This is a genomic window from Pseudomonas cichorii, assembly GCF_019719005.1.
In the GTDB taxonomy this organism is placed as follows: Bacteria; Pseudomonadota; Gammaproteobacteria; order Pseudomonadales; family Pseudomonadaceae; genus Aquipseudomonas; species Aquipseudomonas cichorii_E.
Genome location: NZ_JAIGPJ010000003.1, coordinates 218,334 through 231,956, shown reverse-complemented (window position 1 = coordinate 231,956; position 13,623 = coordinate 218,334). Strand labels below are relative to the sequence as shown.

9 protein-coding genes are annotated in these 13,623 nt (G+C 56.4%); 6 read left to right on the top strand and 3 right to left on the bottom strand.

The genetic code is table 11. From position 1 onward, the window contains the following. Nucleotides 1-17: 17 nt before the first annotated feature. The 5 genes from sctC (at nt 18) to K5D32_RS04615 (ending at nt 5,278) form a co-directional block, all read left to right on the top strand. Complete coding sequence (gene sctC, locus K5D32_RS04635) at nt 18-1,970, top strand: type III secretion system outer membrane ring subunit SctC (protein ID WP_260407208.1); 1,953 nt, start codon at nt 18-20, stop codon at nt 1,968-1,970. Between the two features lie 309 nt (nt 1,971-2,279). Next, a complete protein-coding gene (locus K5D32_RS04630; protein ID WP_221576886.1) occupies nt 2,280-2,633 on the top strand; it encodes a negative regulator of hrp expression HrpV in 354 nt (117 codons plus the stop codon). Nucleotides 2,634-2,734: 101 nt separating this feature from the next. Further along, on the top strand, nt 2,735-3,133 hold the full coding sequence (locus K5D32_RS04625; protein ID WP_221577009.1) for a type III secretion system chaperone: 399 nt from the start codon (nt 2,735-2,737) through the stop codon (nt 3,131-3,133). 146 nt (nt 3,134-3,279) lie between these two features. After that, entirely contained in the window at nt 3,280-4,947 is a 1,668-nt protein-coding gene (locus K5D32_RS04620) for a pectate lyase (protein ID WP_221599378.1), read from the top strand. Nucleotide 4,948: 1 nt separating this feature from the next. After that, on the top strand, nt 4,949-5,278 hold the full coding sequence (locus tag K5D32_RS04615; protein WP_221592701.1) for an HrpW-specific chaperone: 330 nt from the start codon (nt 4,949-4,951) through the stop codon (nt 5,276-5,278). Between the two features lie 331 nt (nt 5,279-5,609). On the opposite strand, the gene K5D32_RS04610 is transcribed toward K5D32_RS04615, so the two are convergent. Beyond that, complete coding sequence (locus K5D32_RS04610) at nt 5,610-6,218, bottom strand: aspartyl/asparaginyl beta-hydroxylase domain-containing protein (RefSeq protein WP_221576889.1); 609 nt, start codon at nt 6,216-6,218, stop codon at nt 5,610-5,612. A 112-nt stretch (nt 6,219-6,330) separates the two neighbouring features. After that, a complete protein-coding gene (locus K5D32_RS04605) occupies nt 6,331-11,736 on the bottom strand; it encodes an AvrE-family type 3 secretion system effector (protein WP_221599377.1) in 5,406 nt (1,801 codons plus the stop codon). A gap of 449 nt (nt 11,737-12,185) precedes the next feature. Between K5D32_RS04605 and K5D32_RS04600 the strand changes: the two genes are divergently transcribed. Further along, nucleotides 12,186-12,932 carry a YkgJ family cysteine cluster protein gene (locus K5D32_RS04600; RefSeq protein ID WP_221599376.1) on the top strand — a complete coding sequence of 249 codons (747 nt, stop codon included), beginning with the start codon at nt 12,186-12,188 and terminating at the stop codon, nt 12,930-12,932. A 33-nt stretch (nt 12,933-12,965) separates the two neighbouring features. On the opposite strand, the gene K5D32_RS04595 is transcribed toward K5D32_RS04600, so the two are convergent. After that, nucleotides 12,966-13,622, bottom strand: coding sequence for an HAD family phosphatase (locus tag K5D32_RS04595; protein WP_221599375.1), 657 nt, complete (start codon nt 13,620-13,622; stop codon nt 12,966-12,968). Nucleotide 13,623 lies beyond the last annotated feature (1 nt).

Genomic DNA, 13,623 nt, shown 5'->3' with positions numbered 1-13,623 from the left:
TGCAGGCAGAGGTTGCCATGGCTGCTGTACCTGAAGAGTGGCGCCAGTCTGCTTATGCCTATGAGGCAGCCCAGACTCCCTTGAGCACCGTGCTTAAGGATTTTGCCAGCTCCTATGGCGTGGGCCTGGAGATGAATGGCGTCAGCGGTGTGGTGGATGCAAAGATTCGCGCGGGCAATGCCCAGGAATTCCTGGACCGCATGGCCCTGGAACATCAATTTCAATGGTTCCTGTACAACGGCAAGTTGTACGTGAGCCCACAGTCGGGGCAAGTCTCGCAACGGCTGGAAGTGTCGTCCGATGCCGCCCCCGACCTGAAGCAGGCGCTGACCGACATCGGTCTGCTGGACAAGCGTTTCGGCTGGGGCGAACTGCCGGATGAAGGCGTGGTGCTGGTCAGTGGTCCGGCTCGCTATATCGAGCTGATCCGCGGTTTCAGCAAGGAAAAGGTCAAGGCCGAAGAGAAGCAGCAGGTCATGATGTTTTCGTTGCGCTACGCCGCCGTGGCCGATCGCGAGATCCACTATCGGGAGCAGAGCATCAACATTCCCGGTGTTGCGACACTGCTCGATGGCTTGCTGGACAGCAAGCAGGTCGTACCGCCTTCCCCCCAGGACCCTATGGCCAACATCCAGGCTTTGCAGGGCATGGCGGATATCGGCCGCAACAAGATCATCAACCTGGCCACTGACCGTACCGCTTCGCGTGACAAGCCCAAGGCTGGCAAGACCTCCAGCAATCGCAAGGTTGTCGCCGATGTGCGCAACAATGCGGTGTTGATCTATGACAACCCGGACAAGCGCGACATGTATCAGCAGTTGATCCAGCAACTGGATCAACCGAGCAATCTGGTGGAAATCGACGCCATCATTCTGGATATCGATCGTACCCAACTGAGCGCTCTGGAATCTCGCTGGTCGGCGCGGGCCGGCTCGGTGAACTTTGGCAGCTCGCTACTGACCGGTGGTTCGGCCACGCTTTCCATCAGTGATTTCGATCGCTTCTTTGCCGACATCCAGGCGCTTGAAGGGCAGGGTGTGGCATCCGTGATCGCCAGGCCTTCGGTGTTGACCCTGGAAAACCAGCCCGCCGTGATCGATTTCAGCCGCACCGCGTATATCACGGCCACCGGTGAGCGGGTCGCCAACGTGCAATCGGTCACTGCCGGGACCAGCCTGCAAGTCATACCTCGTACCATTGCCGGTGCGCAGCCCAATCGCTTCCAGTTGATCATCGATATCGAGGACGGCCAGCTCGATCGTTCTCGTGACGGCGAAACCCCGGATGTGAAGCGAGGCACGGTCAGCACCCAGGCGGTCATCAGCGAAAACCGTTCGTTGGTGATTGGCGGGTTTCATGTCGATGAAACCGGCCAGCGTCATGACAAGGTGCCGCTGCTGGGTGACCTGCCTGTTCTGGGGCCGCTGTTCACTTCCAAGCGCCAGGAGGTTTCACGACGCGAGCGTCTGTTCATCCTCACGCCAAGGCTGATTGGTGACCAGATCGATCCTGCGCGCTACATCGCCACTGAAAACCGTCCACAACTGGACAAGGCGCTGGCCCTCAGTGGTTCGCCCAACAGTCGCGAGCGCAAGAAAATAGCCATCTCCAACGCTTTTGCCGACCTGGTCAAGGGACGCATCCCGAGTGATGTTAAAGAGGCATCGTCTGGTGTGCGTCTGGGGGACCTGTGTAGAGTGGGGAGTGGGCTTTCGATTGATCCTGCGCGGGGTCAATGGTTTGGCGGTAATGGCTTCGATATTGCTGTCGGAGTCGTGCGCAATAACAGCAGCAAGGCTCAGGATTTCTCTCTGGCATCATGCTCCGGGGGTCGTACACTTGCTGTAACAATGTTGCCTGCCGGGCGCCTTCAGCCGGGTCAATCAACTGAAGTGTTTGTGGCAACCCGGCCGGTGGCGACGATTGCGACACCTGCCAGCCCTGCCAGAGTCTCAATACTGCCGCCTTGAAACCGATAGGATGGAGAAAGGTTTCAGGCACAGTGACATCTATTGTTTAAATAGCGACACAACCCATTAACACAGTACTTTTCAGGGCCGAATTCAGTACAGTCCGTTTGTAGGGAGAATCCGAAATGAAGTTGTTACATGCAGGTGCCTTATTTATTGTTACTCTCTTGCTGAGTGCGTGTGCGACAATGCAATCATCTTGTTCTGCCAGTGAATGCCAGCAAGTTGACGCCAACAGTTCCGGCCTTAAAGTTTGGTGGTCTCCTGAACTGCGTAATGACGCAACTGAATACACTACGGTACATCTGAATGACTGAAACGATTCTGCGTAGTAGCGACCAGCGAGATTTCCTTGTCAGCATCGGCGAGCAGCAGCCGAGTACCTGGCAATGGGCCCCAGGTATCGATTTCGTGTATCGCCGAGACAGTGTGGGCTGGGGGCTGGCGCTGATGATAGAGCGCCAGGCCCAGCGGCCCAACCTGTTTTCCGACACGCTCAAGCGCCGCTTCGAGAACGTCGAGTCCTATGACGGTTACTATCTCTGCCTGGACAATCAGCAACGGTTCGTCGTCTGGCACGAACTGGGTCGTGATTATCGACGCGAAGACACCTTGCATGGCCTGCTCAGTGAGTTCCTCACATTGACCGGGTTTAAACACTAGGTTCAGAATATTTATTCCAGCCGGAACCGCTCGCCATTAATTTTCCACTCAGTTGTCGCAATGGATCCATTTTGAGCAACGACAAACTTGAGGAAAATTCAATGGCGAACTCCCAACGCGATGCGCAACGTTTTATTGCGCGTCTTAGTGAAACACTCGGTACATCTTTAACCCTCCAAAATGGTGTCTGTGCTTTGTATGACAGCCAGAACCGTCAAGCCGCCGTTATCGAAGTGCCCAAGCTCAGTGACAATGTGGTTATTCATTGCAGTCTGGGCCAAGTGCGCAAGAGCCAGGAAAACATGCAGCGTCTGCTCAACATCAACTTTGATGTTGCAAGTCTGCGTGGCTGCTGGCTGGCCCTTGATCAGCAAGAGCTGCGTCTGTGCACCCAGCGTGAACTGTCTCGTCTCGACGAAGTGCAGTTCTGCGATCTGGTCAACGGCTTCATCACGCAGGTCCAGCAAACCCGTACCACCGTTCAGCCCTTGCTGAATTGAGTATTTGTTTGGGAACCGTCTGTCGGCTGTTGCCACACAACGGTGAGTGCCACTACGGGGTTGATTCTCTAGATGGCACTACCCCCGGCCAGAACGGCATCGATTGCCGTACTCCGGACACTCTCAATGAAGGAACGAGGTAGAAAATGGCTGATATCGCGGGTATTTCGGGTTTTTCCCAAAGTGGTCTTTCCGGTCTTTCGGGACTATCCGGTGGTCTGGGTGGGGCTACAGCTGGTGCTGCCACGGGGCAGGGCGGACAATCCGCTCTGGAGCAACTGGCTGGCATGCTGGCTGAAATGTTGCTCGGTTCCGGTGGCGGTGCTGGTGCTGGTGCTGGTGCCGGCGCAGGTTCGGGTTCCGGTGCGGGCCAGGCTGGCAAGTCGGGCCAGAGCGACATCGACTCCTTGCTGCAGTCCCTGCAAGGCGGCGAGCAGAAGGATGGCAGTTCCAAGGGTGCTAACGGCACTGGTGACCAATCGCCCAAAGAGCTGCTGACTCAGGTTCTGATGGCCCTGTTCGAAAAAGTTCTTGGCGGCTCCGACTCTTCGTCGGGCACGGGTGAAGGTGGCGGTAATGGTTCGGGTTCCGGCTCAGGTTCCGGTTCACCGGTAAGCGGTGCTGGTGGCACTGGCGGTGGCGGCACCAAAGGCCTTGAAGGTCTGGGCTCAGGCCAGGGCCTGGGTGGTGCTCAGGGCGCAGGTGGTGGTTCCGGCAGCGTCGAAGACCTGGTCAACACCCTGATGAAAAGCCTGGGCGGCGGTTCTCTGGATAACTCGATCCAGCCGACTTCCGATGGTGGTGGCCAGGTTTCCCAGGACGGCAAGCTCAAAGAGCTGCTGGAAATGATCGCCCAGTTCATGGACAGCCATCCGGAAACCTTCAACCAGCCGTCTGACTCCTCCAGCAAGGGGACTGGCGGTGGTGGCGGTGGCGGTGCTCCGGCTGGTGGCGGCGGCGGTGGTGCTCCAGCTCCATCTCTGGGCGGCGGTGGTGGCGGCGGTGGTGCCCCAGCTCCATCTTTGGGTGGCGGTGGCGGTGGCGGTGGCGGTGCAGCTCCAGCTCCATCTGTGGGTGGTGGCGGTGGCGGCGGTGCAGCTCCAACTCCATCCATCGGTGGCGCGGCCCCGACTCCTGGCGCAGGCAGTCCTGCAGGTACTGGTTCTGCTGGTTCATCGACTCCTGTGTCCTTCCCGACTGCTTCGGGTAGCCCGACCGTAGTCAACGAAACGATCAAGGTAGGTCCGGGCGAAGTGTTCGATGGCCAGGGCAAGACCTTCACTGCCGGCCCTAGCCTGGGTGACGGCGGACAGGGCGAAGGACAGAAGCCAATCTTCGAGCTGGCTGAAGGTGCCACTCTGAAAAACGTGACCTTCGGTGAAAACGCAGCGGATGGCGTGCATGTCCGTGCTGGCAACGAGAAAGCTGTAAATGTTGATAACGTTCACTGGACCAACGTCGGTGAAGATGCGCTGACCGTGAAGGGCGAGGGCGGTGCCAAAGTCACCAACCTGAACATCACCAACAGCAGTGCCCAAGGCGCCAATGACAAGATCTTCCAGCTCAATGCCGACGCCAACGTGACCGTGGATAACTTCAAGGCCAAGGACTTCGGTACTTTCATGCGCACCAACGGTGGGCAGCAGGGCAACTGGAACCTGGACCTGAAGAACGTCGACGCTGAAAACGGCAAGTTCTCCTTCGTCAAGAGCGACAGCGAAGGCCTGAACCTGACCACCAGCGGCATCAACCTGAAGAACGTAGAGCACCCTTACGACAAGCTGCCGGGTTCTACCAACCACAAGGAGGTCTGATATGACAGCGACGCAACAAAAGCCTGAAGAAGTCTCCTGGTCTTCATTGGTACGCAAGGGCGGTTACCTGACGCCTGAGCAGCGTCAGGCGTTTGAAAATGCAATCGCTCTGGTCAACGAGCGTCTGCAGAGTACTCTCGACAAGCCGGGTAACCGGGTCAATGGCCAGTTCAGTCTGAACAACTACATTGACAGCCTGGAGTCAGACTTCAAGCGCGATGCCGGTACCGACGAGCTACGTGGCGATGCTTCACTGACAGCTTTCTGGATCGTGCGGTTGCTTGCTGATCGCTTGCTGGAAGCAGCAGGAGCAAGGCCGGTCGTGCACTGACAGTGCGTAAGGCGGGAAACAAAACGGGCTCTTGAAGAGCCCGTTTTTTTATGGGTGCTGTTTGCATTTGCTGACTGACACTACCCTGATAGTAGCGAATTTATTCGCGAGAGGCCCGTGAAGCTGAAGAAATCTATCGTCCTCAATGACGTCTCGCGAATGAATTCGCTCCTACGGGAGGGGGGAATTCATTCCCAAAGGGCCATCAAATCCGATAAATATACGTCGTTTGAAACCCCACCTTGCGAATTCATTCTGCTCAAAACACAGACACAAAAAATCCCACAGGCGTTACGCACGCTCTGTGGGACGGGTGCAGCGTTTGCTTCAATCAGTGCTTCATGAACTTCTCTTTCTCGAACTCCATGTAAATGATGGTCCGTTGTACGGGGGTAGCGTTGACGGCGAAGTGGTCCAGCGAGCCATCGAAGATCGCGCCTGTGCCCGGTTTCTGGTGATAGAACTCGCCCGCCACGTTCAGGTAGGAGTAGTTGGCCTCGTTGGCGGCGCTGAGGGTGATATGCATCTGCAGCAGCCCTTCACCGGTCAGTTCCGGGTGGCGATGCAGGCTCAGCAAACTGTGAGGGGCCATGCGCGCCAGGGCCACGACTTTGATGCCCTTGAGCGGCTGGAACAGCTCCAGCGTGCGAGGCATGGTGGCCTGGGCAGGGCCGATAGGCGTGTCCCGGAACAGCAGCGCATATTGCGTCCAGTTGCGGTTGCCCCCTTCGGCACCCCATCCCTTGAGCCAGCCGTAATCGCCACCCTGTTGCAGGTATTCGGTCAGTTCTTCGTGTACTTGCTGGTGCTGTTTGTTGGTACGGTCGATATCGAGCAGAGGGGCATCCAGAGCCGCGAGTTCTTCCTGGATCACCGAGCAATTGGCGACCAGGTTGGCCAGTTCCGGAAAATCTTCGAGCGCATAAAAGGCGGTAGTCATTTTCAAGGTTCCTTTGAACAGGTAAGACACAGAACAAGTGAAGGCTCGCATCGTCATTCTTCCTACGCTGCGAGCCTGTTTTTACGTCAGTGAGCAGGGGACAGGAGCCTGTTTAGCTCTTGAGTTCCAATCCGCTTTTTTTCAGCTCTTGCGCTACGGTTTTCTGGTCTTGTGATGCTCTGGAAATCTCACCATTCACGTAGTAGGCCTTGGGTTTGTCCTGATCTTCGCCATAGCTGAAGTTCACCTTGGCGAGGGTCTGGTTCACGGCCATGGAGGCAGAGCTGCTACCACTGATCAATGGCGTGGGGGTTGTAAAACCGTCGGTCTGTGCTGCGCTCTTGAAGACCGAAATGGCCAGGATCCGCATGTTGTCCCGGTCACTAAGCAGATCGAACATCTCTTTTTGCGTGAGGGTGCCGTCACGGCTGCCAGCATCGACTCTGTCGAAGACATGGTCCTTGGGCTCCAGGCGAACCCGTGCCAGGGTGCCTGGCTGGCTTTGAAACTCTTTGAGTATCGACTTGAGTGCCGGGTCCTGATCGATCAGCTTGGCGATGTTCTCCGCGTTGCTGGTCTGATGATTGCCGTAGATCACACTCATGATCTTGGAAGTGAGGTTCTGCGAGTCCAGGCGTGCCAGGTTGGTGTAGTTACTTTCAAAGCGACCATTGTCCAGTACGCTGTGCTTGTTGACCGAGGCTTCCTGCTGGGCCGTGGAGCGTTTCAGGGAGCGTAGGGCAGCGTATTGATCATCGTTTTCCGGCGTCTTGCTGGCAAAGAAATCATTGAGCCCCTTGAGGTGAATCTGGATTTTCTCCTTGGCGCTCGCGTCCTTGTACTCCGGTTGTGTGTGGTCAGCCAGCCGGGTCAGCTCGGCCTTTGAGGCCTTGTCCTTGAATGCATCGCCCAACGAGGTGGCAAGCTTGGTCACGTTGGCCGTGGTCAGTGGTGCCGCCTCCTTGAACTGGAACTTGATCCGCTTGGTTGTCTTGTCGTCAAGAGAGGCGGTTCCCGTGATCCCGTTGGTGCTGGTTATTGCCTGGGAACCGGGGGCCGAGCTCGGGGTTGGATTCGTATGGCCGCCGACTACCTGAGCTCGGGCGAAAGCTCCTGCGTTGACGTTGTTGAGCAGACGAACCCTGTTCTGGGACTTTTCATCCATGCGACTGGTATCGTTTTCCTGACTCAGTTTTTGCCAGGTGAAGTTGGCAAGATTGACGTTGGCGGTGAAGCCGGCGCCGAAGCGTGCAGAAGCTGTCAATGGCTTGCTGTCATGATCCGACATGCCCAGTTGCACGCGGAACTCGGTGTTGGCCCCGGCAGTCAGGTCGACATTGACCCGCTTCATTTCATGGGCCTTGTGGTTTGCGCCTTCCTTGAGAACGTCCAGTGCCGTCAGCTTGCCTGTGAACAGGTTGTCGACGAACTGATCGATCTTTTCATCCGGCACTGTAAATGCCACACCGGTACGTTGGGTGTGGGTGCCCGCAAGTGTTATATCGCCTCCTACGCGAAAGGCCAGCGCGCCACGTTTTTCATTGCCCAGATCCAGGGTAGTGAGTTTTGCGTACTCTCCTGCGGTCGTGATATCCGGCAGTACATCCTTGCCGACTCCCACGGTACCGCTGAGCAGGTTGGCACGCTCACGCAGCAGATAGACTTCCACACCCTTGTCGCCGCGTTCGGCTGCGAAAGCGTAATTGCGAGTGTTGTTGTACTGCCCACTGGGGAATGGACCAGTCACGTGTTTGGCAATACCGATGAAGGGCGTACTGAGGGTCATGCCGTAACTGCGTGAAAGGCTGATTTCGTCGTCCGGAAATTCCAGTTGTTTCAGGGCATTCTTGAATTTGTCAGCCAGTTCCGCCTGATCCTTGCTGCCGGTGGCGGCGCGCATATTGACGCTGGTGGCGTGATCCGGTTTGTGGAAACCATTGAGGAAGGCCTTGATCCCGTCGTAGGATTTTTCTATCTGGTAGTGCTCGGTAAAACCCATGTCCGAGACTTGCTTGATCGGATTTTCCCCATAGGTCTTGTCGCGCAACTGGGTCAATTCGTTCTTGATTGCCTTTATCTGGGCATTCTTGTCGGGGCCATCGGGGATTTTTTCGGCTTTATCCAGCAGCTTTCCGACCTCATTGAGGGTTCCGATATCCAGAGCCAGGCGAGCCTTGGTCAGAGCGTGTTCATCGTGTCCATGGCGACGCTTGTCCGCGGGCGTATCGGCATCCAGATGTCTCATCTTCATGCCCATGCCTTGCAGGGACTTGAGTAAGGCACCGGTCGGGTTATCAGAGGAGGGAGATACTTTGTCCAGGGCACCCTGAGTCAGTGCTATCAGGTCATTCTTGGCTTCATTACGTTTTGGAGGTGCGGACTCCGTTTTACTGGCCGCTTTTTTCCCCTTCTCCGTCGGCTCGCCATGAAGATTGAGCAAGCCAGCTTTTTCGCCCAGGGTCATGACCGCCTTGCGACTATGGTTCTCCAGTTCTTCGCGGAAGGACTCCAGGCTTTCGGTCAGTGCCTTGCCTTCTTCCCCGATATCCAGTTTGGAGATACGAGTCTTCAGGTCGTGGCCTGCTTCCGGGGCCTTGCCTGGCGCCTGACGGATGTCCTTCAATTCGTGGAACAAGGGGGCCTGGGCGTTGTAGACGTCGGCCAGACCGTCCCGGCCGTTGATCTTGTGGTCGATATAGTTCACCACGTTCTTGGCTGGCCGCACTTCCGTGTCGAGCTTGATAACGTGTGCCTTTATGAACTCTGACGTGCTGGATTTATGGCCTTGTTCTATACCACTGCGTCCCAGCATGTTGGAGGTAATACGTAAGGTACCGACTCCGGGAATGCTCTTGGTTATCATGCCGTCGTCGAGTCGCTTGAACATGTTGCTCAATTCGTTCTGATCGGCAGGACGATGGTCAATGGTTTGCCATTTCTTGTCTTTGAGCTGGTAGGAACCATTATTATTGGGGTCGTTTTTCAGCGTAATGCTGAGCGTGTTATCTACTTCTGTGCGAATACTGGCTATCTCACTCCCAAAATGGAGGGGTATTTTTTGCCATTTGGATTCGCCATCGGTTCTGGACTCCGATGTTTTGGAGCTTGAAGGTTTGTCTGCTGCTGCAGCGGATGTTGAAGGCTTGGTCTCAGCAGTTGCAGACGTTGACGGTTTAGCCTCATCAGGCTTTTTCTGCCAGTCCTCTTTGAGCATGAAAAACAGCTCGCCATTACTGGTCGCAGCATGCACGCCATTGGCGTCCATGGTCAGGTGAGCAACAGTACCTTCCAGGCCATGGCGAGTCATTTCGCTCGGATCACCGTCCTTGTGGTGGGCGGTCATACGGCCTTTATCATCAACAGCGACAAACTGTTTGTCGTTGTACATGGCGAAGTCTTTGATCACACGGTCTTCCAGACCCGCGATGGCATCGCCCAGTTCGACCTTGGTAGAGCGGGGCGTATCTTTCAGATTGTGGGTGTCATTGAAAGTACTCTTGCCGTAATCGGGGGTCACTTTCAGCTCGTGAACCTTGCCGTCCTTGAGCACATAGGCATTGCCGTCGATGCCACGTTTCAATGCGTCAATGTCTTTGACGCCGCTGTCTTTCCAGGCCTGGGTGGTCGAGTCCCATGTCTGGATGCTGCCATCCACCAGGCCTACACGACCGTTTCGGTGCAGGTCATAAGTGTTCTCCGGGGTTGGCGCGCTCTTTACAGGCAGGCCCTGAGTATTTTCCAGAACCTTCACATCCGAAAGGTTCCAGCCGCTCTGGAGGCTGGAGGTCTTTTCGTCCAGTGTATGAGAGTGAACCTGGCCGGCACCGTCCTTGATCAATGCATGCAGTTGCCCGTCATCGCCACTCATGAAACCAGTGACTTGCTGACGTCCACCCAGCTTGCCCTCTTCGGGCTGGTAGTTTTTCTCCGGCGAAAGTTTCAGAACTCCGGTGTCGGTCTTGAGCTCGTCGCGCGCGGCGCTATACAGCTTTCCTTCGGTATCGGCGACGAACAGGCGATCCTTGGTCAGGCCGATGCTGCTGGCTTCGGATTTGCCATCGTTGAGGTCGAGTGTGATGTGCAGTTCAGGCACTTCCCCCATCTTGCCCAATTGAAGGGTCTGGGTGTCCTTGCCCGCAAGCATGGCCACAGTCCCGTCGGAGGCGACCGAATGAGCTCCCAGATCCTTGAGTGTCATTTCGGTTTTTTTCTCGCCGGACAGGCTGATCAGCGAGTCGCCGCTACGGGCGTAGAGTTTGCCGTCACCTTCTGTCGAAAGGCTGCTGAATTTCTTGTCGCCTGTATCGGGAAGGGGAGTCCACTTGAGCGTGTCAGACTTGAATTGATAAAGCTTTTCGTCATGCACGCGCAGAGTCTGACCACTGCTGTCCTGATGGGCACCGCTCAAGTGCGCGATATGAGCTTTGTCCGGCAGCGCTTGTGTGACAGTCGATTTCAGGCCTTCGAGGCTCATCGAGTTGCCTTGGCGTTGCAATGCTACGCTGCCTGGCTTGCTGCCTGACGGCACATCCAGCGATTTACTGCTGCGCAACAGGGTGAAGCCTGTGTCGCTCTGCTGCATCTTGAGCAGATGCCCCTTGGGTTCGAGCAAGACCTGATCGTTACCTTTGCCCGTCGTTTGATGGGCCAGATAGGTTTTATCCTTTTTCCCCACCGTGTCCTGGAGCAGGGTATTCAAGGCCGGCGGGCTGAAGTTCTCGAAACTGGCCTTGCCTTTCTTGTCCAGAGTAACGGCGTTGCTGCCGGGTTTTGCAAGAGGCTCCCGGCCATCGTTAAGGTTGGGCCCCAAGCCATCGCCGACACTCATTCTGGAGTTCGATGTGCGACTGGCATGAACCCCGTTCTGCACCGTCTGCTCAGTACGGGAAAGTTTCGGTGATCCGGCCTGAGTGATCTCCTGCTTCGATGACGTACCGGCTTCTTTCTGGATGTGCGTCTCTTTGCCGGATTCACCTGCGATGCGCTTGCCTTCGGCTTTCTTCGATTTCGAGGATTCGGCCTGATCCCCCCCCATCAAGGCTTGTTCCATTTTGGTTGAGCGCAACGGCCAACCCATGCCCTCTGCTTTCGGGGCTACCGGGTCATTCTGTGCCTGAGGGATTGCTTCGGACTTGGCGCTGCTCTTTGAGTCCTCGGATTTTTTTGAACTCGTGGACTCAGCCTTGGATTCTCCCATCAGAGAGCGGCCCAGCTTTTCTCCGGGACGCAAACGCGCGCCCCGGATTTGTTGTGCGGCTGCCTTGGCCGCCAGATCATCAGGATCCTGAGTCTGTATTTCAGACTGTACGCTGCTTTGCACGCCGATCTTTGGCGTGGCCTGCAGATCCTGAGTTACCGGGCCGGTTTTTGCGGTTGAATGCTGAGCCAGTTTTTCCAGCGATGTGGTTGTACGCTGCGTCGGTGGCTGGTTTTGCTGGTTGAGCCCTTGCGGGTTATGGCCTGAGGACGTCGCGCCATGTATCTGGCTCGTACCTAGTGTGTTGTTAAGCGGAATCATGAGCATTCTCCGTGTCATGGGCTGACCGGAACAACCTCGCTAAGGCTGTCCTGGCCGTAAAGGAAGGTTTCCTTTGCCCTGAGTGGAAATGCCCTGTGACTTGGTTCCAGCATGGCGATGCTGTTTGCGGCTTTGCCTGGCTTATGGGACGAGATGCTTCTCTTTGAAATACCCGGCTACAACTGTGTCGATATTGATACGTTCGGAAACTGTTATTTTTCTCGCCACGACTGCATCAGTGTCATCTCGCTGCTACGTAGCTCGCATTTCACCCGCAACAGTCCTCAGGTTGATGCTGGTGTATCAGAACGCACTACATTTACTTGCCCATCACCCCGGCTGACCAGCAGCAGGTGAATGTCCAGGACCCTGTTTTTCAAACATTCGACCAGATTATGGGCGCCGACCCCGTTCGCCCTTGAAAAGACACCTGTAGCTCAGGATGGAATATGCAAAACACTGTAATTCGCTATAACTGCGTGGGCTGCGGGATCTGCTGCAAAGGTCGTCTCATACCGCTGACGCTGAACGAGGCCGAACAATGGCTGGCCCGCGGACATGATGTCGCGGTGGTGCTGGAGGCCTTCAACGAACTGACCTGGCCAGCCGACTCAAGACAATATGCCCACGGAGCAGGCCGGTCGGTCGCGGTCAACAGTGCCGAGAGCAGCATCCGCGTTATCGCAGTGTTCGTTGGCAATGCTCTTGAGCAGTGCCCGAATCTGCGTGCGGATAACCTGTGTGGCATTTATGAAGAGCGCCCGCTGGTGTGCCGGATCTACCCGATGGAAATCAATCCGTTCATTGAAATGAGCAGTGACAACAAGATCTGTCCGCCCGAGTCCTGGGGCAGTGGAGAAATTCTTTGCACCGACGGCGTGGCCAACCCCGAGCTTCAGGCGCTGGTCAATCGGTCCAGACAGGCCGATGTAGAGGACGCTGCAACCAAGATCGCCGTCTGCGCGCAACTGGGGATCAAGGTCGCGAGCTGGAAGGAGAATGCGTTTGCTGTCTATTTCCCGGAGCGCTTGAAGCTGATCGATGCGATACGCCACAGCAAGGAAGCCGCAGTAGATGACTGGACCGAGGGCTGGAAGGTGCGGGCGGACGATTCAGAACTGCGCAAGCGCCTGATGGAACACAGGGTTACGCTGGCCAGCAGTGAGGCTGCCGATTATATCTTTCACAGGATTTAGGATGGGTGGACAGAACTGTCCACCTCACTTGCATCACGAAGACGACTTCAACAGATTCCACAGAACCTCATCATTGAAGTCACGGATCACGCTCTTGGCACCCGCTTCTCGCAGCTGCTTTTCATCAAGCCCCGACAAGACGCCGAAGGTATGGATGCCAGCAGCGTTCGCTGACTGTACGCCCGCCAGCGAGTCCTCGAAGGCCAGTGCGTTGTCGGCGTTCACGCCCAGCAATTCCAGGGCGGTGAGGTAGGGCATGGGGTGAGGCTTGCCGCGCTCCAGTTCCCCGCCGATGACGATGGTCTCGAAACGATCGACGATCCCCAGGCCGGTCAGCATGGCCATGGCGTTTTCTCGCGGAGCGTTGGTCACCACGGCAGTGAGCAGGCCGACGTTTCGGGCATGATCGAGGATGCGCAGCACACCCGCTACCGGAATGGTTTCGCCCAGTTGAGCGCGGAACATGGCTTCTTTCTGCGCCGCCATATCGGCATATCGCGAGGCGGGAATGTCGGGGAACAGGCCTCCGAAAATCATGTCATCCGGGAAGCCCATGACATTGGCCTTGTAGTAGCTGATGTCCATTGAGCGATCCCAGCGTGCCAGCAACTGGTTGTAGGCGTTCAGGTGCAATTCATCGGTATCGATGAGGGTTCCGTCCAGATCGAACAACAGCGCAGAAAGGGCCATT

Bases quoted from the DNA above. Each gene is read 5' to 3' on its own strand.
- sctC (WP_260407208.1), top strand. From the start codon at position 18: ATGGCTGCTGTACCTGAAGAGTGGCGCCAGTCTGCTTATGCCTATGAG.
- K5D32_RS04630 (WP_221576886.1), top strand. From the start codon at position 2,280: ATGACTGAAACGATTCTGCGTAGTAGCGACCAGCGAGATTTCCTTGTC.
- K5D32_RS04625 (WP_221577009.1), top strand. From the start codon at position 2,735: ATGGCGAACTCCCAACGCGATGCGCAACGTTTTATTGCGCGTCTTAGT.
- K5D32_RS04620 (WP_221599378.1), top strand. From the start codon at position 3,280: ATGGCTGATATCGCGGGTATTTCGGGTTTTTCCCAAAGTGGTCTTTCC.
- K5D32_RS04615 (WP_221592701.1), top strand. From the start codon at position 4,949: ATGACAGCGACGCAACAAAAGCCTGAAGAAGTCTCCTGGTCTTCATTG.
- K5D32_RS04610 (WP_221576889.1), bottom strand. From the start codon at position 6,218: ATGACTACCGCCTTTTATGCGCTCGAAGATTTTCCGGAACTGGCCAAC.
- K5D32_RS04605 (WP_221599377.1), bottom strand. From the start codon at position 11,736: ATGATTCCGCTTAACAACACACTAGGTACGAGCCAGATACATGGCGCG.
- K5D32_RS04600 (WP_221599376.1), top strand. From the start codon at position 12,186: ATGCAAAACACTGTAATTCGCTATAACTGCGTGGGCTGCGGGATCTGC.
- K5D32_RS04595 (WP_221599375.1), bottom strand. From the start codon at position 13,622: ATGGCCCTTTCTGCGCTGTTGTTCGATCTGGACGGAACCCTCATCGAT.